The sequence below is a fragment of the Shewanella sp. LC6 genome (genome assembly GCF_006385735.2).
In the GTDB taxonomy this organism is placed as follows: Bacteria; Pseudomonadota; Gammaproteobacteria; order Enterobacterales; family Shewanellaceae; genus Shewanella; species Shewanella xiamenensis.
Genome location: NZ_CP043902.1, coordinates 2,443,946 through 2,466,385 on the forward strand (window position 1 = coordinate 2,443,946; position 22,440 = coordinate 2,466,385).

The following is a 22,440-nucleotide window of genomic DNA, read 5'->3' on the forward strand; positions in this document are numbered from 1 at the left end:
TATTGTTCTGATAAGTGATGTCGCACAATTAGCAACTAAGTTATTTAGTATCGATAATCGGTCAACCTAAGCAAACTGAGTGTGCAGTTCATAATAAGCTTTGTTGCTCCGGTATTGCAGATGAAATTTCGCGCCATACTTTGGTTGTTAATTCAGTAAAGGCTAGCGGCGAGGCGAGAGCCTGACGCAGTAACCCTGCTTGGGTAAGGCTGATGAACAAGGCGACAGATTGAGCTTGACAATTAAGGCTTTTGTTGGGATTAAACTCGATGTCGGTAAAACCATCATAATCCATGACTTGTTCACACAGCTGCGGGTTGCGAACTAAAGCGTTCAAATATACCCAATCATAAAACAGGGTGGTGGGTTGCAACGGCCAACGATGGCCAGCATTACCGTGGAAGTATTGCAGCATACCATTCTCTTTTAAGCGGGGATCGCGTTTTGCCTCCAATGGGGAGACGTAGAGCAAATCGATAAATGGCCCTGCGTGCTCAAAGACCTTTGCTGCCTGAAAGACATTTTCAACATAGGTGTGCTTACCATTACCCAGTGGTACTTGAAGATTAAACGCACTCAACGCAATTCCAAGTGGTTCAAGACTTTTGCTTGAAACCTCTAATGGGCGGCGACAAAGCCCTTGCTGTTTAGCTGACTGATGCAATTCTGCAACCGATTTGTGCTTTTGGGACGCGGCTAAACCAGGATGCCAATTAAACTCAACGGAATGGGTTTTGGTGCTAATTGACGCAGAATGTGGTGTAAACAGTGGGCGATTAGCCATGGTTAATTGAACTCCGTTTGTAGTGTATGCCGCTGTTATTGGTCATTAAAATGAATATTAGTCTGCTTCAACCATAGCCCCCATGCCGCCCCTTGTGGGTTTCGGCCATCAAATGCTGTTGGTTCAAATTGATTTCTGTTTTGTTTTTTGGGTTTGAATACCGGTCCTGGCAACAAGCAATCAAGCATGGATTCCGGAAACTGCTTGCTGAGGTACTGCTTGAGTTGGTTTTTGCGGTCATCCCAAAATTGCGCATCCATGCCCTGTTTGAGGCTATCGAGGGTGCGGTCCTGGGTTGAGCGTAAAAATTGATTCCTAAATTGCTCAATGCGATAACCGTAGTCAGCTTCGGTGGCCATATGCGTGACTGGCAGGCCTTCTATACGCTCTAACTCTTGTAAAAATAGATGGGCATAGGTTTTATTGGCGTCCTTTGAACGAACTAGTTTTATGGGGTTGGCTAATTGGCTGTGTCTTGCCATCATCGCAAAAAAGGCTAACTGCAACGGCGCATCGTTGAAATCAATGTTGATGTCCTCACCTTGAGTGCTACCCAGCACGACGAGTCGATCCTTGGTGTTAAAGGTGAGTGACAGATTATCCCGATCCTGTGCCAGGTTCTCATAGCGCACTAGATCGCGGTAACTCGGCGGTTGATCTGCTGGACTGTGCGCAAATGCCGCAAGCGTGGTTTTCGCAAGGCTCTGACGTTGGCTGATAAAGGGTATTTCTGCGAGGGTGACTTTAGCGTCAGCAGCATCAAGATTGGTATTTTGGTCTCGGCCATTGATGACACAGGTCGCGGGTGTTGGGTAATAAAAATCCCGTAAGCCCTCGAATTGAGCATCAACCAGTACATGACTTAGCCGATCTTGGGGGCGGGCGAATAGGGTCATAGCGTAACCCAGATAAAAAGTCATGGTTTTACGCCCCCCCGCTAATGAGGCGTGGATTTGGCATTCGTCATCGTTAGCAAGCTGTGCAACCTGGCTAACGATAAAATCAGCTAAAGATTCCTGATCGGCATTGCTGCGCGCATCGTCCACCTCTTGGCCCTCTGCGTTGGGCACTATCGCAATATGCGCTTCGGTGAATGTCGGCACTGGGCGGTTGTAGTCAGCACACAATTGTTGCAGACGGTTAAGGGATTTGCCCTCCGGTGGAATTAATAACCCCAACCTTGCTTGATTTTTACCTGTCAGAGTGGTGATCAGGACCAGCGGGGGCATTTGAACGAAAACCTACGGTTTTGACTCCCAGGCCCTCCGCGTAACCGTAGGTTTCCGAATAATCACCCCTTCCCCTCATCTTCAATAAAGTACGTACCATTGGGCAACACATGCTTATAGGGCAATAACGAGATATGGGATAAGGTCTTGTCGTCGATATCCTCCCCCTGCTGCCGGAGCTGCTCAACCACGTCATTTATCTTGATCGTGTTCCAGTACAGAATGGCATTGGATACAAAGCTGAGGCTGCTGGCCTTGTTCATGATTTCCTCATAGTCTCCAGTGGTGAATTCCCCCTGGTCCGCAAAGAATATCCAGCGCGGCAGTTTGTGCCGGTATTCCCCTTTGTTCAGTTGCCGCTGGACGGTTTGGCGCAGGTCTTTGTCAGTCAGGTACCGCAGAATGTATTCGGTCTTGATGATCCGGCCCAGGTTGGTAAAGGCCTTGGTGAGGCGATCGGAGGGTGAACTATTGGTCAACCGTTGAACGATGACGTGTGCTGGCGCAGTTTTCTGCTTCAGAGAAATGACCACCCGCATCATGTATTCCCATTGCTCCTCAATGATCGACAGATCAGCTGTTTTCGTGAGTAAATGGTTGAGGTCACCGTAATCGACGGATTTGTCGATACGGTATAGCTGCTGATCCTTCAGATCCCGAATACGTGGCATAAAGTAGAAGCCGAGCAAATGACAGAGGGTGAAGACGATTTCAGTGTACCCGTGCGTATCGGTGGTGTGCTCTCGGATTTTCAGAATCGTGTTGTTTTCCAGCAGGCCGTCCAGAACATACAGGGCTTCACGAGGGCTACAGGAAATGATCTTGGTGCTGAACACGGAATATTGATCGGATACGTGGGTGTAGATCCCGATGGCTTTTTCATAGTAGCCGTAATAGCGGGGATAGTATGAAGCCAAGAGACTGTCGGCGCGGATTTTAAAGCGTTGCGCATCTGAAGAGGACAATGTACCGGAGCCATACACCGCACTCAACGGCAGCTCATGGTGTTGATTCACAATTTCAGCACTGGCGTTGACCAGGGTTTCTTCGCGAATATAGTATTGCAGGATATGCCTTAGCATATCGACAGTAACGCCATTGACGCTGTTACTCATGGACACGACGCCCAGGTTTGTGGCTTGTGAAATAATGGCAGCCATCAGGCTTTTGTAAAAGTTTTTGGGTCGTGACTGGTGATGCTGGATAGGGACAAAGTGACGACTGTAATGCGTCATTTGATCCACCTCCATCAGCAGTTGCTCGATGCGTATGCTGGGCATATGTGCATCGATCACCTTTTGCAGTTGGTTGACTTTATCCGGTACGTCCAGCTTGTCGTCACGCTTGAGTTTCAGCCGGCCATTGTGTATCTCGGCGAAATTATCCAGTCCAAAACGCTTTTGCGCTGCTGACACCGCTTCGTGGAACTGGGTTGAAATGGCGGAACGCACTTCGTGCGGCAAAGGCTGCTGTAGCTCGGTATAGACAGTGTGTTTGGTTTCATCCCAGTTGGGCTCGTTCAAGGTCAGATCCCAGAACGACACATGCTGTTTGCTCTGTGGCAAATACAAATCGCCGGAACGCAACGCATCTTTCATCGCGAGAGCAAGACCCATTTCCCAAACATTGCGATTGATGTTGCCGGTTTGATCTTTAAGGCTGCGACGCAGCTCGCGGGGAATGAACGCAGTCGGTGTATTCTCCGGCAGTTTTTTCAGATCGCCGTCATCCAACTGCCGGACGAACTGGATGGCTTTTATCAGTGGCCCAGAACCTTTCGCCACTTCAAACGGTAACCGTATAAAGTCGGAAAAATACTTTCGTAAACTGGGGTAACGGGTCAGCAACAAATCGCAATAGCCGCGTTCTTCCAGGCGTTTAAAAATGTGCAGATCCTCAATGGAGGCCAGCAAGTGTTTCTCGTCAATACGCTGCCATAAGTCATTCTTGTACAACGGCTGTTCCTCCGGCCATTCCAGCAAAACATGCGTGGTATCGAGCACAGCATCGATGGCTTTCTTCTGGCGTTTACGGAATTCCTTGTGCTTTTTGTCGTGACTGTTTCTGGTTTGTCGGCACAGTTCCGTCATGTACTGATCGTGCATTTTGACCAGGTTATCCAGCAGAATCTTGCGGGATTCTAACAGGAAGCACACCATCAGGGCATAGCGCTTGTGGTCTTTGAAGCGTTTCATGTCCTTGGCGGTGTAGCGCTTGGTCAGTCGATACAGGTAGTGAAGAAAAGCGGTATCAATGACCTTTTCCTCGAATTCATTAATGCCGGTGGCCACCAGATTGTCATAGCGCTCCAAATAGCGTTTCAGTGATGAGATTTTGGCGGCCGGTGGATACTCTTTGAGTTGGTTGAAGTAGGTTCGCTGATTACCGTCTGTGGTTTGCAACAGATCGTCGATGGCACCGCGCAGTTCAGGGGACATCTGATCAAACACCTGCTCAAAAAGCTGAGTGTGAACCTGGTTACAAATACGGATGATCTGCCGTTCGATGGTCAAGGGCCCGGGTAACACAATACGGTTCAGCAGCAGGTAGCGCTCTGCCCGGTGAAAAAGTTCATCCGGCAGCAGCCCCTGGCGAGCATGTTCTTCAATCCAGCGGTCCAGATCCGCTTCCGCTTTGTTATCAAACCGCTGAAAGCCCAGATACTTGAGGATGTTGTTCCGATGCTCCAATAGTGTCGCCTCCCGTTCGGGCACGTCCACGGTTAGCGTGGGCGGGAGGTCGAGTTGACTGCTCAGGTAGCTGATTACCCGGGAGGATAGATCATGGAGTTGGTTAAGAAACCGGCCATAGAGACGCATGGCGCACAGTTGGATAGCAAATCCCAGACAGTATTGCTTACGGTACTTGTTGACCACCTGGCAATCGCGTCGGCTCAGCGTCCAATCGCGAACCATTTCTTCGTCGGAAAATCGTTGTGGCAGCATTAACGGCTGGTATCGCTGCTGGTTGGTTAAGAACTGCTCTTTGGCTGTCATGGGTTCTCACTTGGGCTCAGTCACGCCAACTACTCCTATAGCGTTGTTTTTATTGATTTTTTTACATTCGTGAGTCGCCATTGTCGCATCTAACAATCAGACGGCATTGTAATCACGAATAGACGATAATAAAATAACGAATAGACGAATTTCAACCATCAATTAGCCGAGCGCTTATTTTATGTACCCACGTTATTCTGAAATCAATGTCAAAGAAGCGCTGAGCGACACCCCGGTGGTCTTTGTGATGGGGCCTCGCCAAGTCGGTAAAACCACTCTGGTGAAGGCGTTGATTGGTGAGATGGGCGCTGAAAACTGGGAATACATTACCCTAGACGATCAGGCCCAGTTCGAAATTGCACAAGCTGATCCCGTCGGGTTCATCCGTAATCTGCCACCGAAACGAATTGCGCTTGACGAGGTGCAGCGCCTGCCTGAACTGTTCGTCTCCATCAAGCAGGCTGTGGATGAACAACGCACGGCCGGTCGCTTTCTTCTGACGGGTTCCGCCAATGCCTTGTTATTGCCCCGGCTATCAGATTCCCTGGCCGGCCGAATGGAGTCGGTTCGCCTGACAACGCTTTCCGAATGCGAGATCCACGGACGACCCCCCAGCTTTTTAAGCAAACTACTGAACCAGGAAGCGCCTTCGGCTCAGGACATTCGTGTGCGGGATCATCTACTGCAACGGTTGATTACGGGGTGTTTCCCCGAGCCTCTGCAACGTGCCAATGAGCGGCGAAGCACCGCTTGGTATCAACAGTACGTCAGTACATTGATCCAGCGGGATATCCGCGATCTGACCCATATCGATCACCCCGATTTGATGGCCAAGTTACTCAAACTCACCGCCTTTTATGCCGGGAAACTGGTTAACCTGACCGAACTGGGCGCTAAACTTGGGCTGGATCGACAGACCATCAAAAAATACATGGCGTTGTTGGAGCAGTTGTTTCTGGTGGAACAGCTGCCGGCCTGGCATTCCAACGAATATAAGCGCCTGGTGAAAACACCCAAACTGCACTCCATTGATACCGGCATGATGTGCGCCGTGCGGGGCCTCAATCGGGAGCGCCTGCTGAAACAGCCAGGTGATTTTGGGTTGGTGCTGGAATCCTTCGTCTACAACGAATTGCGCAAACAGGCGGTGTGGATCGAGGAGCCCTTGAACTTCTACCACTACCGTGACAAGGACAAGGTGGAGGTCGATGTGATCATTGAAAACGCCATGGGCGATTGTTTTGCCATTGAAGTCAAAGCGGCGGCAACCTTGAGCACGAAAGATTTTACCGGCTTGAAACGCTTTCAAAGTGTGGCCGGCAAGCGCTTTAAAATCGGTGTCCTGCTCTACGATGGCGATCATACGACGGCTTTTGGTGACAATCTCTTTGCTGTCCCGCTGGGAGCGCTCTGGTCATGAACGAAAACCACACCATTGGCCAGCTGGCCAAGACAGCAGGTGTCAACGTCGAAACCATCCGCTACTACGAACGCCGTGGTTTGATCCGTCAACCACTCAAACCCGCAGAGGGATACCGTACTTACCCAAACGAAACCTTGGCTCGGATTTTATTCATCAAACGTGCCCAGGAACTGGGTTTTACGCTGGAGGAGATCAACAACCTGCTGTCATTGGGCGAGTCGCATTGCTCGGAAATCCAGGAGCTGGCCGAAGCAAGGCTGGCCAGCGTGCGTGAAAAAATTAACGATCTACACCGCCTGGAACAGGTGTTGGAAGAACTCGTCACAAAGTGTCGGACCAATCCTGATAATGCGGCTTGTCCTATTGTTGAATCCCTCCAACCTGATCCTCGTCAATAAAAGGCATTGGGCTTGACTCCGTACTTTGGTACGGCATTTACACTGATTTCATCAGATCAATAAAGTGGAGTCGGCGATGCCGGGAAAAGAGAGATTCACCAACACAAGGCTGCCTATCATCGGTGGCATTACCGCTGCCATCGGCGCGAGCCTGTGTTGTATTGGGCCTTTCCTGCTCTTGTCACTAGGTATCAGCGGGGCCTGGATTGGTAATTTGACCCTGCTGGAGCCCTACCGTCCCGTATTCGTCATGCTGGTTATGCTGTTGTTCGGTTGGGCGGGCTGGCAGATACATCGACCGGTCGAGGCCTGTGAACCGGGAACCGCCTGCGCTGTGCCGCATACTCGGAAACGGCGGCAAATAGTTTTCTGGATCGCGGTAATCGTCGCGCTGGTTCTTGTTACCAGTACCCACTGGATTCCTCTGTTCGCATGAACACCCTGGAGCTAACCATGCAGAAAATCATTCTCGGTCTCGTATTCACCATCGCCAGCTTCTCGGCCTGGGCCAAGCCACAAACCATCACGCTGGATCTGCCAACCATGAACTGTGCCATGTGCCCGATCACGGTTAAAAAGGCGCTGACCAGGGTCCAAGGCGTGATAGAAGCCGAGGTCAGTTATGAGCATAAGCAAGCCGTAGTGACCTTTGAGGATTCTCTGACCAACGCTGACAGATTGGTCGAAGCGACCACCAATGCCGGTTATCCGTCAACTATTGTAAAAAAGGAAACACCATGATGTCAGAGGTGATTTTGCAGTCCGAGCTGACTTGTCCCGAATGCGGCCATAAAAAAACAGAAACCATGCCCACGGACGCCTGCCAGTGGTTCTACGAGTGTGAACAGTGCCATGTTTTATTGAAGCCGAAGCTCGGTGACTGCTGTGTGTACTGTTCCTATGGCTCGGTACCTTGCCCGCCCATACAGTTCTCACAAGGCAATAAAGACACAGGAACCTGTTGTGGCGGTTAATTGGACCTCGCAAATCTGCATGTCACTCACCCGGTTAAGTCGATAATTTTCCAGTATCAATCCACCTGTCATGATCTCTGGAAGATAAAGGAGCGAGCCTTGGTAAAGCCCCTCTATCAAAACGGTTTCCAATCGACTGTAATACTAATTATATTAATTATGTGATCTAATTGGTCATCAGTTTTTAATCATACAAAATATGAATAATCCCCACATCGCAGCCTTAGTAAAATCGGAGAAAAGTGCACGCAAATGTATGCGCTATCTTGCCTTACTCCATTTCACTGAAGGTCATTCTCGTACCGCCATCGCAAGCATGCTTAAGGTCAGTAGAACCAGTGTCAATCGCTGGGTCACCGCCTATTTAACCCATGGGCTGACTGGCCTTGACGATGCGCCCAATCCGGGCCGTCCTGCGACACTGTCCATCGCACAGCAAGCTAAGCTTAAAGCGTTCGTACAGCACAGAAGTCTATCAGAACAAGGTGGCAGGTTGATGGCCAAGGATGTCGGCCTGTTTATTCAGTCTGAATTTGGTGTGATGTTCAAGCAAGCGAATATCTACCGCTTGTTACATCAACTTGGCTTCTCATGGATTACCACTCGCTCTCGCCACCCGAAACAATCTGAGGCTATACAAGAGGCTTTTAAAAAACTTCCGGATGGCAACGATCCTTAACACACCTGGGCACGTTGCACTCGATCGCATTGACGTTTGGTTTCAAGATGAAGCCCGCTTTGGCCAACAGAATACCACCACCCGTATTTGGGCTGAGAAAGGGACCCGTCCAAGGGCTGTAAAGCAGCAACAATTTGAATCAGCGTATCTATATGGCGCCGTGTGTCCGGCAACGGGGGCGACACAAGCGATTATTGCCCCGCATGCCAATAGCGAATATATGAACGAGCATTTAAAACTGATTTCAACCGCCACCGCATTTGGGCGCCATGCGCTGGTCATCATGGACGGCGCAGGCTGGCATCAACAGGATTTGGCCGATGACTTTGATAATCTGACGCTTCTCAAGTTGCCACCTTATTCACCGGAGTTGAATCCAATAGAGCAGGTATGGCAATGGCTGCGTCAAAATGTGTTGGCCAATCGTTGTTTTAGTGGTTATGACGATATTGTCGAACAGTGCTCTATCGCATGGAATACCTTCATTGAGAAAAAAGCAAGAGTGATAGAATTGTGTACTAGACCGTGGGCAATTTTGACCAGTTAGTTAATGGAATTGGTATAATTTATACTTCTCTTGACTCTATAGCGGCTATAGAGTTTACAATTGCGATCAATAATCATTAGCGATTCATGAATAAGAGAACACCGAGATGTTTGATTGCAGGAACCCACTGTTATTGCAACGCCTGAAACGAGCCACCCTTCATGCCATCATATTTCTGATGCTGCCACTTTCTCTATCTGCCGGGGCGAATGAAGCTGAGATCCCAGACAACGTTACTCAACTCCGGCAACTGGCACAGCTCGCTGAATACATAGGCGTTGATTATGCCGAAGCGGTGAAAAACGGTCAGGTAATTAATGACAATGAATATCAGGAGATGGTGGAGTTTTCACAACTGATTGTTAGCAAGAGCTCGCTGGCCGCCACTGCTGATGCAGAGTCACTCGCAGTGCAAGCAATGGCATTGCAGAGGGCCATCCATGATAAGAAAGGTGTTGATGAGATCCGTCAAATGAGTGCCAGCCTACGCGGCACATTGTTGGGATTGATGCCACATTTATCCCTGCCGGAACGGATATTACCTCAAGAAAAAATCCGGCCGGTATTTGAGACTAACTGCGGATCTTGCCATGGAGTATCTGGTCAAGGTGACGGAGTGCTGGCAGCACAACTCGATCCCGCACCCACGGACTTTACCGATAAAGAGCGGGCATTAAATCGATCAATTTTGGGTTTATACGACGCCATTACCAATGGCATTGACGACACCGCCATGCCATCTTTTCAACAACTAACGGAGCAAGAGCGTTGGTCAATGGCATTCTATGTCGGTGGACTCGCTTTTCAATCCAGCGAACCTACTCACAATGATTTGAATATTACCAAACTGCAGCTGATTAATCACAACCCACTGCAACTGGCAGCAGCACGCCCTGATATAACCCTACAAGCTTTGGAGAGTTTACGCGCTAACCCCTCGGCATTATTCAAGGCATCCCAAGATCCCTTGGCAATCACATGGAATCGACTTCAAGCCGCCCAAAAAGCGCATCAGAAGGGAGATTTTTCAACCGCAAGTGAACTCGCCGTCAGTGCTTATCTGGACGGTTTTGAACTGATTGAAAACAGCCTCGATGCGCATGACAAAGCACTGCGCCAATCCATCGAGTCCAACATGATGGCACTACGACAATTGACCAGCCGCCCCGACGTAAACGGAGAATTGGGTGCGCTAATGGCGGAGACGCGGCATTTGTTGGATGACGCACAACGTTTGTTATCAGAGTCCACCTTGTCCGAAGGAACTTTATTCACTGCTAGTCTGGTCATATTGTTGCGCGAAGGCCTGGAGGCATTGCTGGTTATCATTGCCTTAACGACGGTTTTGATAAGAACCGGGCGTCGGGATGCGCTTAAATATGTCCACATAGGCTGGATTGCGGCATTACTTGCCGGTGGTGCCACCTGGATCGCCGCTCAATCGTTGATCACGATCAGTGGTGCCAATCGTGAAATCATGGAGGGAATTGCCGCTTTATTGGCCGCGTTGGTACTGCTCTATGTTGGGATCTGGATGCATAGCAAAACCCAGGCTGCACAATGGCAAGCCTACATTCAGCAACATGTCGATACCCAACTTAAGTCTGGCACCTTGTGGGGGCTGGTGGCGTTGGCATTTGTGGCGGTTTACCGGGAGGTGTTTGAAACCGTATTATTTTATCAATCGCTGTTAACGCAGGCGGTATCAACCCAATATTCTTCTGTTGGTGGTGGCTTTGCGCTCGGTTTGTTGCTGTTAGCCATATTGGCGTGGGTGTTGATTCGCTTTTCCGTCAAGCTGCCGATCGCCAAATTCTTTTCAGCCACCACCTACTTGCTGCTAGCGCTGGCATTTGTCCTGATGGGCAAAGCTGTGTCGGCATTACAGGAGGCGGCCATCATCGGTATGACGCCATTACCTGTGAGTTTTGAGATTGACTGGATTGGCGTCAAATCCACCTGGCAAGGCGTGCTTGCGCAACTTTCGGTACTTCTGGTTTACCTGGTATTTTTAATACTATCCAAATCAAAACGCGCAACATCACCGCCGATAACATAGGCGTCCGATTTCAAGCGCGTAAGTGTTACCGCTTCTGATGCTGATTAGTGGTTAACGTTTGCAAGATGCCGCACTGTTCGATCGTCCTTTCACTGGAGCAGCTGCGGCGAAGTACTTTCAAATGCTCGCGCAGCTGAACCAGCTCCTGAATGCGCGTTTCCACTTGTTGAATGTGCGTATCCATCATGCGATTGACTTGATCACATTGCGCACCCGGTGAGCGTTTTAATGTGAGTAGCTGGCGGATCTCGGACAAACTGAGATCCAGGTTACGGCAGAGCTTGATAAATAGCAGCTGTTCGACAGCAGCTTCATCGTAAAGTCGAAAATTGCCGTCACTACGCTGTGTCGTGCACAGCAACTGTTCTTTTTCATAGTAACGGATAGTTTGCACCGAGCAATCCGTCTTTTTTGCCAGCTCGCCAATCTTCATTTATTCAATCTCTGTGCTTGACTCTATAGTAACTATAGAGTTTAAACTGCCCACCTTTGATAGAACAAGGGTTTTTTATGACGACCACATGCGGTGGCAATTGCCAAAATAACGCGACGGAGAACACTCCCCAAATTGCCGAAGTACACGACGCTTCTCATGGCGGCTTTGTTAGTGAGTATCATGTCCCCAAGATGGACTGTCCTTCAGAGGAAGGCATGATCCGTATGGCGTTGGACAGTGTGCATCCTAAAGTCACATTGGAATTCGATACCCCCAAGCGCAAGGTGAGTGTCTACCATGGTGATAACGCTGACCTTATTAAAAAAAGAATGCAATCAGTCGGTCTGGGCGCGAGACTTGTCAGTACAATGCCCGTCGCCAGCGAGTCCATCGCCCGTGCGCAGGCGTCTGCAAAACAGGAGGCAGAAAGAGAAGCTGGCATTCTCAAGTGGCTACTGGCAATCAATGGCATCATGTTTGTCATTGAAATTACTGTCGGCTGGTGGGCGCAATCCACTGGTTTGATTGCGGACTCCCTGGATATGTTCGCTGATGCCGCCGTCTACGGCGTGGCGCTGTATGCCGTAGGGCACAGTGTGCGGATGAAGTTGCGTGCAGCCCATTTTTCCGGTTGGCTTCAGATCATTCTCGCCTTGGGCGCTTTGGGCGAGGTGGTAAGGCGATTAGTATTGGGTAGTGAACCGGTTTCCACTTTGATGATGAGCTTCGGGCTTGTTGCCTTGGCGGCCAATGTGACCTGTCTGCTGTTGATTGCCAAAAGCCGGGATAGCGGCGCCCATATGAAAGCCAGCTGGATTTTCTCCGCCAATGACGTGATTGCCAATCTAGGGGTGATCCTTGCCGGTGGATTGGTGGCCTGGACGGGCTCACGTTATCCAGACTTGGTGATTGGCCTTATCATCGGTTTGATTGTGTTGAATGGTGCGCGCCGTATCTTGCAGCTCAAGTCCTGAGCCGAGCACAATATGAACAACAAGCAATGGTCTTTTTTTGATAACTCGCCAATAAAAATCCTCGACCTGGCTCGCTTTGATAAGCGGATAACAGGTAAACGAAAGGCGCTGGGACAATCGGGGATTGAATCCGTAATCAAGGGTGGACTGCTTCGCAGTTTATTCCATTTCATTGGGGTTATGTTCGGTTTATGAGTCGAAAAGCACTGTCTTATCTGCTGTTACTCTTGATTGCACTGCAATCAGTGACAGCTATGGCTGACGTGCATCCCATTAATTATTCGGATACAGCCCCTTATTCCTCTGATTTCATCGATGGCTCATCATCGGGAGTACTGGATAGCTCGACCGCTACTGATCCCACTGATCAGAATATGTCCACTGACTGCCTGTTTCATTGCCATCACCATGGCTGCCATTGCCATGTCTATTTATCCGGTAACCTGACTCACCCAAACTTTTTGCATAAACATTCGTTGCATAACGACTCTCAAGCCCTCATTCCCGAGGCCCCATCCTCGTCGCTGTACCGCCCTCCAATCGCCTGATTTTACCGATTATGTTTTTTCTGTGTTGCCGTTATCGTTGCAACGCGCGGTTTGAATTATCTTAAATAAGTAGGATCTACCATATGCTATCAATACGTACTGCGCCGGGTTCTGGCGCTTTGGGGCGGAGGAATATCAAAAGCCGATGTATTCTGTTCAGTTTATTATTTTTCATTTCTTCGTCGGGGCTTAGCGCCGAGCCTGGGGACTCAACGATCACGCTGACCAATGCGGTGCAGCGCTCCCTGTCACAAAACCCGTCTTTGAAAGTTTTTCCCTACCGCTACGCAGCCCTTCAAGGGCAGGCCGAAACAGCCGGGTTAAGACCGGCGTATGAGCTGGGATTTGACGCTGAAAATGTCGGGGGCACTGGGGACTTCAGCGGCGCAGGTGGTGCTGAACTCACCATTGCGCTGTCTTCGGTCATCGAAATGGGGGATAAGCGCGCGGCACGGCAAGGCGTAATCTCCCACAGTCGGTCGGTGCTCAATGCCAGCCGACAGGTGGAATCCTTGGCCTTATTGGGCGAAGTCACCCGCCGTTACGTCGATGTGCTAGCGGCACAGGAGCAGGTCACCCTGGCTGGCGAGGCCGCCCAGTTGGCGAGCGAGAGCTTACGCATTGTGAAAAAGCGGGCTACGGCGGGAGCGACACCCGAGGCGGAAGTCAAACGGGCACAGGCCGCTGCCGAGCAAGCGAAGCTCGCTTTGCTTTCGGAGCAGCAACGGCTTGCTTATTTGAAAGTGTCGTTGTCTGCCCTGTGGGGGGTAACCTCACCGGACTTTGACAAAGTGGAAGGTGATCTATTCCAGTTTGGCGAGGACGTGGCATTCGACCTGTTGTACGCCAAAGTTGAAAAAAATCCTGCGATAGAAGTATTCGCAGCAGAGTCCCGCCTCAAAGAAGCAGAAATACGCCTTGCTCAAACCCAATCCAGTGCCGATATCAGTTGGTCGGTGGGGGTTCGTCGCTTGCAGGAAACCGATGACACCGCGTTGGTAGCGGGTTTCAGCATGCCGTTGTTTTCCGGCAAGCGAAATGTCGGCGCCGTTTCGACCGCGTTGGCCGAAAAAAATCAGGTGTTGGCAGAGCGCGATGTAATGCTGCTGGATCTACACACGCAACTGTTCCGGGCTTTTCACAACCGCAAACAAGCCATTGTCGCGGTAGAGGCACTGCGCACCGCCATCATTCCCGCCCTTGAGCAGGCCCTGGTAGAAACTCAGGCGGCCTATCAACGCGGTCGCTACGGGTATCTCGACTATGTCAGCGCGCGGCAGGAATTATTGAGCGCCAGGCGCACCCAGATCGAAGCGGCCGCAGCCGCCTTAACCTATGGTGCAGAAATTGAGCAGCTAACAGCAGAGCCCTTGGCCTTGACACAGTATGGCGAAGACAACACATTTTCAGGAACCCCACAATGAAATCAAATACCCAGTTAAAAAAATCATTTATCCGTCTAATTACGTGTTGCTTTGCGATCACCCTGTTGTCTGGACAAACTTTCGCCGAGACGGGTCACGGAGAAGAGGAAGAGCACGGTGAAGAAGGCCACGTCGAGCTGACCCAGGAGCAGATAAAACATGCCGGCATTACGCTGGCAACCGTTACCTCGGGCACCATCCGCGATGTTTTGCCAGTATATGGCGTCGTCGCCACCAACGCAGAGCGTGTACAGTCGGTAACGGCACGCTTCGACGGCGTTATTCGGGAAGTTAAAAAAAGTGTTGGTGATCCGGTTCGCAAAGGCGAACCCCTGGTGACTGTGGAAGCGAATGAAAGTCTGAAAACCTATTCGATAGTATCCGCACTCAATGGTGCCGTTACCCAGCGGAATGCAAACGCTGGCGAGCACACTACGGATATCCCGTTGTTGGTAGTACAGGATTTCTCAACGGTTTGGGTGGAGCTGTCGGTTTTTCCCAAGGATGTTGCTCAGGTTGAATTAGGCCAGCGGGTTCGCATTCTCAGTCTCGATTCGACCCATATCGCAGAGGGAAAAATCATCTATATTGCGCCGCTTGGCCAAACTGGTAATCAGGCCATTATGGCGCGCGCTTTGATCGACAACCCGAATGGCATTTGGAAACCCGGTCTCTTTGTCAACGCGCAAATCACCCGCGCCGAAATAGCCGCTCCAATGGTGATCCGCAACGAAGCCTTGCAAATCGTCGAGGATAACCCTGTCGTTTTTGTTCGGGGTGAGGAAGGTTTTGAAGCACGTACAGTGACTTTGGGGCGAACCGACGGTGAGCTAACCGAAGTGGTGGCAGGTCTGTCCGCAGATGAAGTGTATGTCAGCAAAAACAGTTTTATTTTGAAAGCGGAATTGGGTAAAGGGGAGGTTGGCGATGATGATTAATAGCTCCCTGAAAGACATTCTGGATTCCATCGGCCGGAGCAGCATTCTATCGCCGCTCAACGAAGGAGTGTGTGATGATCGATAAACTCATTCAATTTTCCATCGCACGCCGCTGGCTGGTGATGTTTCTGGTGCTGGTAACGGGCGCCCTGGGTGTCTGGAACTATCAGCAGCTACCCATTGACGCGGTACCCGATATCACCAATGTCCAGGTGCAAATCAATACAGAAGCCCCAGGCTACTCACCGCTGGAAGTGGAGCAACGCATTACCTACCTGGTAGAACTGGCGATCACGGGGTTGCCCTATGTTGAGAGTACCCGTTCGATATCACGCTATGCCCTGTCTCAGGTGACCGTGGTGTTTGAAAAAGGCACGGACATTTACTTTGCCCGCAATCTTATCAACGAGCGCTTGCAGCAGGCGAAAAGCGAGATGCCTTCGGGAATCGATCCGGCGATGGGACCCGTTGCCACAGGCCTCGGTGAAATCTTTCACTATGCGGTGCATGCGAAACCGGGCGCCTTGATGGAAAATGGTGAGCCGTATGATGCGACGGCCTTACGCACCTTGCAGGATTGGGTGATACGTCCGCAATTGCGCCTGGTTCCAGGTGTTACCGAAGTCAATACCATTGGCGGCTTTGAAAAGCAGTTCCACGTCACCCCGGAACCGTCAAAACTGCTGGCCTACCAGCTCAGCTTCGATGATCTGGTGGCGGCATTGGAGAAAAACAACGCCAACATCGGTGCCGGATATATCGAAAAAAATGGCGAACAATACCTGATTCGTGCCCCCGGACAGGTAGCTGACATCCCGGCGATCGAAAAAATCATCGTCGCCCGTCGTGACGGCCTACCCATAACCGTGGCTGACGTGGCCGAGGTGGGATTCGGCAAGGAATTGCGCACCGGTGCTGCGACGCTCGATGGCGAGGAGACGGTCTTGGGTACCGCCGTCATGCTACTGGGCGGCAACAGCCGGACGGTTTCCCAAGCGGTGTCGGCCAAGTTGCTGGAGATCAACAAAACACTGCCCGAAGGCGTGGTTGCAGAGCCGGTTTATAACCGTACAGTACTGGTCGATAAAACCATTTCCACGGTACAGACCAACCTGGTCGAAGGCGCGATTTTGGTTGTCGTCGTGCTCCTGGTCATGCTCGGCAATGTCCGGGCGGCCTTACTCACCGCAATGGTGATCCCTTTGTCAATGTTGATGTTGATGACAGGCATGGTGCAAACCAAGGTCAGTGCCAATCTGATGAGTTTGGGCGCACTCGATTTTGGCTTGATTGTGGATGGCGCGGTGATCATTGTCGAAAACTGTATCTTGCGCTTGGCCGGGCGGCAACACCATCTTGGGCGTACCTTAAAACTGGACGAGCGCCTTCAGACGGTGTTTGCGGCCACCCGCGAGGTATTTACACCAAGTCTGATCAGCGTGTTAGTGGTGATTCTGGTGAACTTACCCATCCTGGCTTTGACGGGCGTGGAAGGCAAAATGTTTACGCCCATGGCCATGGCGGTAATCATGGCCTTGCTGTCTGCGTTGGTGCTGTCACTCACCTTCGTCCCTGCCGCCGTGGCGCTGTTTATGACGGGGCATATCGAGGAGAAGGACAATTTTATTGTTCGCCACTCCAAACGGTTTTACGCCCCGGTTTTGGCGTGGGCACTCAAATTTCGCGTACTCGTATTGTCTGCGGCCCTGATCTTTGTGGTTTTGGTCGGCGCACTGGCAACGCGGATGGGTACGGAATTTATCCCGAATCTGGATGAGGGCGATATTGCCATCCAGGCGCTGCGAATACCGGGTACCAGTCTCACTCAATCTCTGGATATGCAGTTTCAATTGGAAAAAGCGGTGCTGGAAATCCGTGAAGTCAAAACCTACTTCGCACGCGTCGGCACGGCCGAAGTTGCCAGTGACCCCATGGGACCCAACATTTCCGATGGCTATGTCATGCTCAAGGATCGCAGTGAATGGCCCGATTCTGATAAAACCAAAGCGCAGCTGTTAGAAGAAATTGGTGAGAAACTGACGTTGTTGCCGGGAAATGCCTATGAGATCAGCCAGCCGATCCAACTTCGCTTCAACGAGTTGATTTCAGGTGTGCGTTCCGATCTCGGGATCAAGGTGTTTGGTGACGATTTGACGCAACTGCTTAAATCGGGCGGCGAAATCGCGGCGGTATTGAACGGTATTGAGGGCGCCGAAGAGGTTAAGGTCGAGCAGGTGTCCGGCTTGCCTATTCTGTCCATTAATGCCGACCGTTCAGCCATGTATCGCTATGGCTTGAATGTCGCCGATGTGCAGGACGTAGTCGCCGCCGCCACGGGTGGTGAAGAGGCCGGCCTGATCTTTGAGGGCGACCAGCGGTTTTCGATAGTGGTGCGAGTGGCCGAGGGCATAAGGGGCGACTTGCGCGCGTTGGAACGTTTGCCGATACCGCTGCCAGAGGGCGGCTACGTACCGCTGCGGGAAGTGGCCAGTCTCACGCTGGCCCCTGGACCTAATCAGATCTCTCGCGAAAACGGCAAGCGGCGACTGGTTGTCAGCGCGAACGTTCGCGGTCGTGATTTGGGTGGTTTTGTGGCTGAAGTTCAGGGCAAAGTTGCGCAGCAGGTGAAATTGCCGCCCGGCTATTGGCTGGAGTATGGAGGCACCTTTGAGCAACTGCAATCGGCCTCGCAGCGGTTAAGCCTGCTTGTCCCCGTCACTTTGGTGATGATTTTTGCACTGTTGATGATGACCTTTGGTTCGGCAAAAGATGCGGCATTGGTCTTCAGTGGCGTACCGCTGGCGCTGACCGGTGGCGTTATCGCCTTGTGGTTAAGAGATATTCCCCTCTCGATCACAGCCGGCGTTGGGTTTATTACCTTATGCGGGGTTTCTGTACTGACGGGGGTCATGATGGTGTCGGCCTTTCGAGATGAGCTCAATCGGGGTGAATCCGTCGAGCAGGCGATTCAGGGCGGCGCCATGTTGAGATTGCGGCCGATTTTGATGGTCGCTCTGGTGGCTGCATTAGGCTTCTTGCCGATGGCACTCAACACCAGCACTGGAGCAGAAGTCCAAAGACCACTGGCCACGGTAGTCATCGGCGGCATTATCTCATCCACGTTACTCACTCTATTGGTACTTCCCGGCCTTTATCGACTGGCTTGGCGAAAGCCAAAAGAGATTGATGACAACGGCGATCCGATCGCTCAGTGACACCCTCAGGATCGCGGCACCCAACCGATTGTCGCGATCCATCCAACAGCAATGACGACACTTTTTTGGAGTATTCACATGAAACAAATTACCGCTTTTATACATCACGTTCGGTCCGCTGATGTCATCGTCGCACTGCGTGACGCGGGTTACAAAAACCTATCGCTACTCGACATCAAGGGTACTTTGAAGCCCCTCGGGGAGCGGGAATTGGCCTATTCTGCCGAAGCTGGCGTGGTTATCTCAGAAGTACAATTATCTCTGGTCTGTGATGACAATCAGGTGGATGAGGTGACGGCTATCATACGCAAAACCGGGAAAATCGGACCCAACATATCCGGTTGGGTATACGTCACCCCTGTCGAGCAAGCGCTACCGATTGGAGGAAAAGAAAATTAACTTCATGGCGAACTCTAACCCGACAAACACCTTTTGTGGTTGGCTGTGTCTTTCCGGTTTGATATTACTGATGGACCAGGCGAGTAAGTATGCCGTTGAGCGTACGATAGAGTACGGTGAGCGCGTGGAGATTAACTCAATTCTTAATATCGTACACATGATGAATCCTGGGGCTGCATTCAGCTTGCTAGCTGATGCTGGTGGCTGGCAACGCTATTTCTTTATTGCATTAGCCTCTGGCGTATCGGTTTGGTTGGTTTGGACAATGCGGCGGCGTCCAACCCGGCTTGAAGCGGCGAGCTATTCGATGCTGCTTGGTGGTGCATTGGGCAACCTGGTTGATCGTGTATGGCGTGGATCGGTAGTGGACTTTCTTGATTTTCACTGGAGCTATTCTCATTGGCCAGCATTCAATCTGGCTGATACAGCGATATTCATAGGGGTATGTATTTTTATTGTGAGTACCATAGGTAGTAGGAATCATCAAGTTCATGATGAAGGCGATAACAGCGACCATGAAAACAACAAAGGAATGAGGTAAGTGGAGAACACGCTCCCGCTGTGGCATGTGGAGCGTGTTCTCGGATTTATCAATTACTAAATAACCTCATGTCTTGTCCCGTCGAAAAGGCTGCATCAACTGTTGCCAATAGTCAGCTGGATAATTCGGCGTTGAAGCGATACCAAGATCTTTAGTACCGATCGTTCGTTCAGAGTCAAAATAAGCCGTTCCCAACAAGCGATCCGTCAAGGTGGTAAAAAGCCCGAAGTTCACATCGCCTTCTTCTGCCGTATTTAAGTGGTGGAAACGATGCACCGCGTTGATTGCGAGAACCCTCCTCAGCGGTCCAGTAAAATACGCCATGTTCGAGTGCTGCAATAGTAACTGAAGCACTACTGCAACCACCAACAACATCAGGACATTTTGTGGCACTCCTACAAAGAGCAATGGTGTCGTTCCTGCGACGGTTTCTATCAATTGATGCAATGGATGTTTCATAAGACCATTAAAACCGTATAGCCGTTTTACGCTGTGATGAACGGCATGAAGGCGCCACAGTGAAGAGAGGCGATGACTGGCAAAATGCGCCAGGGTGATGCCAACATCAGAAATGAGGATCGCCAAAAGTAACTGGAAAGCCAGCGGCCACCCGGAAGGCCATATCGGTGCCAAGACCAGCAAGCCACCAAATAACGGGAGTACAGCAACGCCAATAACATTAAGTGACTCGTTCATAAAGGCGTGAAGCAGATCGCGTCGCTGATCTTGTTGCGGTTCATTAAACGCACGATCATAGGGTGTCAGTTTTTCGGTGGCGAAGGAAATTCCTATAAATACCAAGATCAAAAATACCAGCCAACCTTGGTTGTAACCCTCGGCAACAAGATAGATAGCGACGCCATTTCCGACGAGCAAAAACAACGGCAAATACAGGAGCCTAACCAACCACGTTATGCTACGAATCATTTTAACACTCCTCGCTGATTGAGAGTGTTCAGCATCTCATGTTTACACGTAGCCACATTGAACGAAAGTGCTGTTTATTCTGACAAAAGCCGTTGAATAACTGCCGGGGAAACACCAAAAGCCTCGGTAACAGACCGGCAGAAATGGGCCTGATCGGAAAATCCCGATGCAATTGCCGCATCAGTGAGTGACATTTGGCGTGATAACTCAAACCCCGTTAATAGTTTTAACCACTTTTTATAGCTGCGTAAAGGTAAGCCGGTGCTTTCGGAAAACCAGTGGGAAAAACGACTTGGGGAAAGACGAACTTTCTTTGCCAACTCGGCTCTAGAGATTGATCGCCCATCCATGGCTTCGGCATGTAATGCTTTTAAAATGTGGCTCAATCTGCTCTTTGGATCAGATGTTTGATCGTGCCGGTAGTGACGCTCGAAAGCCTCCAGTTCGAATGAAAGGTTTTCCGTGGCAGTAAAGCGAGATAAACACGCCGTATTGAATTCCTCACGGAGTGTCCCAATGGGTTGCATCAACGGATTTTTTATGTGAGGCAGCAAGGCTTTGCAAATATCATGGGTTGGATCGATATAAATACACAGTACCTCGGCCATTATCAATTGATGAGTAACTCCAGCCGGTATCCATAACCCCTTTTCTTTGTGCCGTGTTTCGCTGGAAATGACTTCAACGTTTGCATCTAAACCGATCGCGATTTGATGCGCCCAATGTTTATGGGGCTTATTGTCTCCTGACTCGCCGAGGAACGCACCGATACCTGGTGTTATCGCTACTGAGCCGCGCCATGGGTTCACTAAAGTATTTGTTGTGATCATTACCCTATCTCTACAAAGGCAGCTTTTCATTGTAGTTGACTGTCTATAAGCGCTTGCAACTTTTCTAGGAGGATAAATGAGGCATTATTGGTGAATTGCTGTCCTTCTTCGATGTACTCCCATACGGTAGCGTCGCTCTTCCAGCCGCCTTGTTTCTTAATAAACTCAAAGTCGATTTTTTCCCTCGCTGCCGATGTAGAGAGGCCACGCCGAAAGCTATGGCTGCTCAAGTCCGGCACGAAATCGAACTGACAGGCGTTGCCCAGAGTCTTGAGTAATTGATTAATGCCACCGGGATTCAGTGCTTTGGGTTGAACCTTATCCCAACGGTTAACGGGACGAAAAACCGGACCTTCATTGATATCAGCCAATTCTATCCAGTTCTTCATGGCCATAGCAGGACAGCAGCCTGGTGCACCGAAAGGTAATGCTCGCACTAAGCCCATGGCTTGTTGATCGGTCTTGGAACGAGACAGCCGGATGAGAAGTCCTTCTGGTTCCCACACCAGATCACCGATTTGAATGGCCACCAATTCGCTACGACGAAAGGCGCCAAAAAAGCCGGTCAACACCAGCGCGATATCCCGCTGTTTCTTTTTGGTGTCAGGCAGTTGCCGCAAGTGATTCACCATCTGGGCAATGTGCTCCAAACGTAATGCCTTGGCTTTGCGTTTGGGTTGGCCTTGAGTACGACGAACGCCTTCCATGGTTTTGCGGACCAACGGATCACTTACCGGATCGATGAGCCCTTGGTAATGGTGCCATTGGCTAATGGCGGTCAGGTGCAGATCCAAGGTCCGGGGGTTGAGCGATTCGGCTCTGGCCAGCAGGTAACGCACGACAGTATCCCGATCCGAGGGCAGGCGACCACCCCATTTTTCAAATTGGCGAATGGCCGAGCGGTAGGCTTTGCGCGTGTTGTCGGACGTCGCTGCCTGGAGGTAGTGCCGCAATGATTCGGCTTCCTGACGTTCAATCAGGGTCGATTCCTCATTACGTAATGGCAAGTTGCTAGCCGGTTTTGGCGGTTTGTTGTTCATGAATAGGATTTCCTTCGATGTCGCTCAAAAGGCGGCTATGTACCGGCGTTACAAGTCGAAAATTTACGTCAAGATCCAT

The 22,440-nt window shown here is 50.7% G+C and carries 21 protein-coding genes; 14 read left to right on the top strand and 7 right to left on the bottom strand.

Going from position 1 to position 22,440, the window contains the following annotated elements; all coding sequences use genetic code 11:
• Positions 1 to 88: 88 nt before the first annotated feature.
• The 3 genes from FJD32_RS11160 to FJD32_RS11170 form a co-directional block, all read right to left on the bottom strand.
• Positions 89 to 784 carry a hypothetical protein gene (locus tag FJD32_RS11160; RefSeq protein WP_126513093.1) on the bottom strand — a complete coding sequence of 232 codons (696 nt, stop codon included), beginning with the start codon at positions 782 to 784 and terminating at the stop codon, positions 89 to 91.
• Positions 785 to 819: 35 nt separating this feature from the next.
• Entirely contained in the window at positions 820 to 2,013 is a 1,194-nt protein-coding gene (gene csm6 / locus FJD32_RS11165) for a CRISPR-associated ring nuclease Csm6 (RefSeq protein ID WP_140907629.1), read from the bottom strand.
• Between the two features lie 62 nt (positions 2,014 to 2,075).
• Positions 2,076 to 5,009 carry a Tn3 family transposase gene (locus FJD32_RS11170; RefSeq protein WP_140907628.1) on the bottom strand — a complete coding sequence of 978 codons (2,934 nt, stop codon included), beginning with the start codon at positions 5,007 to 5,009 and terminating at the stop codon, positions 2,076 to 2,078.
• A gap of 181 nt (positions 5,010 to 5,190) precedes the next feature.
• On the opposite strand from FJD32_RS11170, the gene FJD32_RS11175 reads away from it, so the two are divergent.
• The 7 genes from FJD32_RS11175 to FJD32_RS11200 all read left to right on the top strand — a co-directional run bounded on the left by FJD32_RS11175 (position 5,191) and on the right by FJD32_RS11200 (position 11,089).
• A complete protein-coding gene (locus FJD32_RS11175) occupies positions 5,191 to 6,429 on the top strand; it encodes an ATP-binding protein (protein ID WP_140907627.1) in 1,239 nt (412 codons plus the stop codon).
• Complete coding sequence (gene merR, locus FJD32_RS11180) at positions 6,426 to 6,830, top strand: Hg(II)-responsive transcriptional regulator (protein ID WP_140907626.1); 405 nt, start codon at positions 6,426 to 6,428, stop codon at positions 6,828 to 6,830. Before FJD32_RS11175 ends, merR begins: the two co-directional genes overlap by 4 nt.
• A gap of 76 nt (positions 6,831 to 6,906) precedes the next feature.
• Positions 6,907 to 7,266 (top strand): mercuric transporter MerT family protein, encoded by a 360-nt coding sequence (locus FJD32_RS11185; protein WP_140907625.1) that lies wholly within the window; start codon positions 6,907 to 6,909, stop codon positions 7,264 to 7,266.
• 17 nt (positions 7,267 to 7,283) lie between these two features.
• Positions 7,284 to 7,571: a mercury resistance system periplasmic binding protein MerP gene (gene merP / locus FJD32_RS11190; RefSeq protein ID WP_140907624.1), complete on the top strand. Its 288-nt coding sequence runs from the start codon at positions 7,284 to 7,286 to the stop codon at positions 7,569 to 7,571.
• Complete coding sequence (locus FJD32_RS25055) at positions 7,571 to 7,804, top strand: GDCCVxC domain-containing (seleno)protein (protein WP_140907623.1); 234 nt, start codon at positions 7,571 to 7,573, stop codon at positions 7,802 to 7,804. The genes merP and FJD32_RS25055 overlap by 1 nt, the downstream gene beginning before the upstream one ends.
• A 199-nt stretch (positions 7,805 to 8,003) precedes the next feature.
• Positions 8,004 to 9,030, top strand: a protein-coding gene (locus FJD32_RS11195) for an IS630-like element ISSpu8 family transposase (RefSeq protein WP_205403048.1) whose coding sequence is annotated in 2 segments (ribosomal slippage) — positions 8,004 to 8,453 and positions 8,455 to 9,030 — 1,026 coding nt in all. Because the reading frame shifts where the segments join, the coding sequence is not laid out codon by codon here.
• 133 nt (positions 9,031 to 9,163) lie between these two features.
• Positions 9,164 to 11,089, top strand: a complete 1,926-nt coding sequence (locus FJD32_RS11200) for a cytochrome c/FTR1 family iron permease (RefSeq protein ID WP_240200006.1) — start codon at positions 9,164 to 9,166, stop codon at positions 11,087 to 11,089.
• Between the two features lie 25 nt (positions 11,090 to 11,114).
• On the opposite strand, the gene cadR is transcribed toward FJD32_RS11200, so the two are convergent.
• Positions 11,115 to 11,522 (bottom strand): Cd(II)/Pb(II)-responsive transcriptional regulator, encoded by a 408-nt coding sequence (gene cadR, locus FJD32_RS11205; protein WP_025265560.1) that lies wholly within the window; start codon positions 11,520 to 11,522, stop codon positions 11,115 to 11,117.
• Between the two features lie 77 nt (positions 11,523 to 11,599).
• On the opposite strand from cadR, the gene FJD32_RS11210 reads away from it, so the two are divergent.
• From FJD32_RS11210 to lspA, 7 genes are all read left to right on the top strand, one after another.
• On the top strand, positions 11,600 to 12,499 hold the full coding sequence (locus FJD32_RS11210; protein ID WP_011711494.1) for a cation transporter: 900 nt from the start codon (positions 11,600 to 11,602) through the stop codon (positions 12,497 to 12,499).
• Positions 12,500 to 12,690: 191 nt separating this feature from the next.
• The gene (locus tag FJD32_RS11215; protein WP_037431561.1) at positions 12,691 to 13,047 is read left to right on the top strand and encodes a hypothetical protein; all 357 of its coding nucleotides are present in this window, start codon (positions 12,691 to 12,693) and stop codon (positions 13,045 to 13,047) included.
• Between the two features lie 83 nt (positions 13,048 to 13,130).
• The gene (locus FJD32_RS11220; RefSeq protein WP_140907667.1) at positions 13,131 to 14,471 is read left to right on the top strand and encodes a TolC family protein; all 1,341 of its coding nucleotides are present in this window, start codon (positions 13,131 to 13,133) and stop codon (positions 14,469 to 14,471) included.
• Positions 14,468 to 15,409 carry an efflux RND transporter periplasmic adaptor subunit gene (locus FJD32_RS11225; RefSeq protein WP_140907666.1) on the top strand — a complete coding sequence of 314 codons (942 nt, stop codon included), beginning with the start codon at positions 14,468 to 14,470 and terminating at the stop codon, positions 15,407 to 15,409. Before FJD32_RS11220 ends, FJD32_RS11225 begins: the two co-directional genes overlap by 4 nt.
• Before the next feature lie 74 nt (positions 15,410 to 15,483).
• A complete protein-coding gene (locus tag FJD32_RS11230; RefSeq protein WP_140907665.1) occupies positions 15,484 to 18,624 on the top strand; it encodes a CusA/CzcA family heavy metal efflux RND transporter in 3,141 nt (1,046 codons plus the stop codon).
• A 78-nt stretch (positions 18,625 to 18,702) separates the two neighbouring features.
• A complete protein-coding gene (locus FJD32_RS11235; RefSeq protein WP_140907664.1) occupies positions 18,703 to 19,023 on the top strand; it encodes a P-II family nitrogen regulator in 321 nt (106 codons plus the stop codon).
• Positions 19,024 to 19,027: 4 nt separating this feature from the next.
• On the top strand, positions 19,028 to 19,564 hold the full coding sequence (gene lspA / locus FJD32_RS11240) for a signal peptidase II (RefSeq protein WP_140907663.1): 537 nt from the start codon (positions 19,028 to 19,030) through the stop codon (positions 19,562 to 19,564).
• 66 nt (positions 19,565 to 19,630) lie between these two features.
• Here the strand turns inward: lspA and FJD32_RS11245 are convergent, their stop codons facing one another.
• From FJD32_RS11245 to FJD32_RS11255, 3 genes are all read right to left on the bottom strand, one after another.
• Positions 19,631 to 20,491, bottom strand: a complete 861-nt coding sequence (locus FJD32_RS11245) for a sterol desaturase family protein (RefSeq protein WP_140907662.1) — start codon at positions 20,489 to 20,491, stop codon at positions 19,631 to 19,633.
• Between the two features lie 74 nt (positions 20,492 to 20,565).
• Positions 20,566 to 21,321 (bottom strand): AraC family transcriptional regulator, encoded by a 756-nt coding sequence (locus tag FJD32_RS11250; protein WP_050991421.1) that lies wholly within the window; start codon positions 21,319 to 21,321, stop codon positions 20,566 to 20,568.
• A 26-nt stretch (positions 21,322 to 21,347) separates the two neighbouring features.
• Complete coding sequence (locus FJD32_RS11255; protein ID WP_037431571.1) at positions 21,348 to 22,361, bottom strand: tyrosine-type recombinase/integrase; 1,014 nt, start codon at positions 22,359 to 22,361, stop codon at positions 21,348 to 21,350.
• Positions 22,362 to 22,440 lie beyond the last annotated feature (79 nt).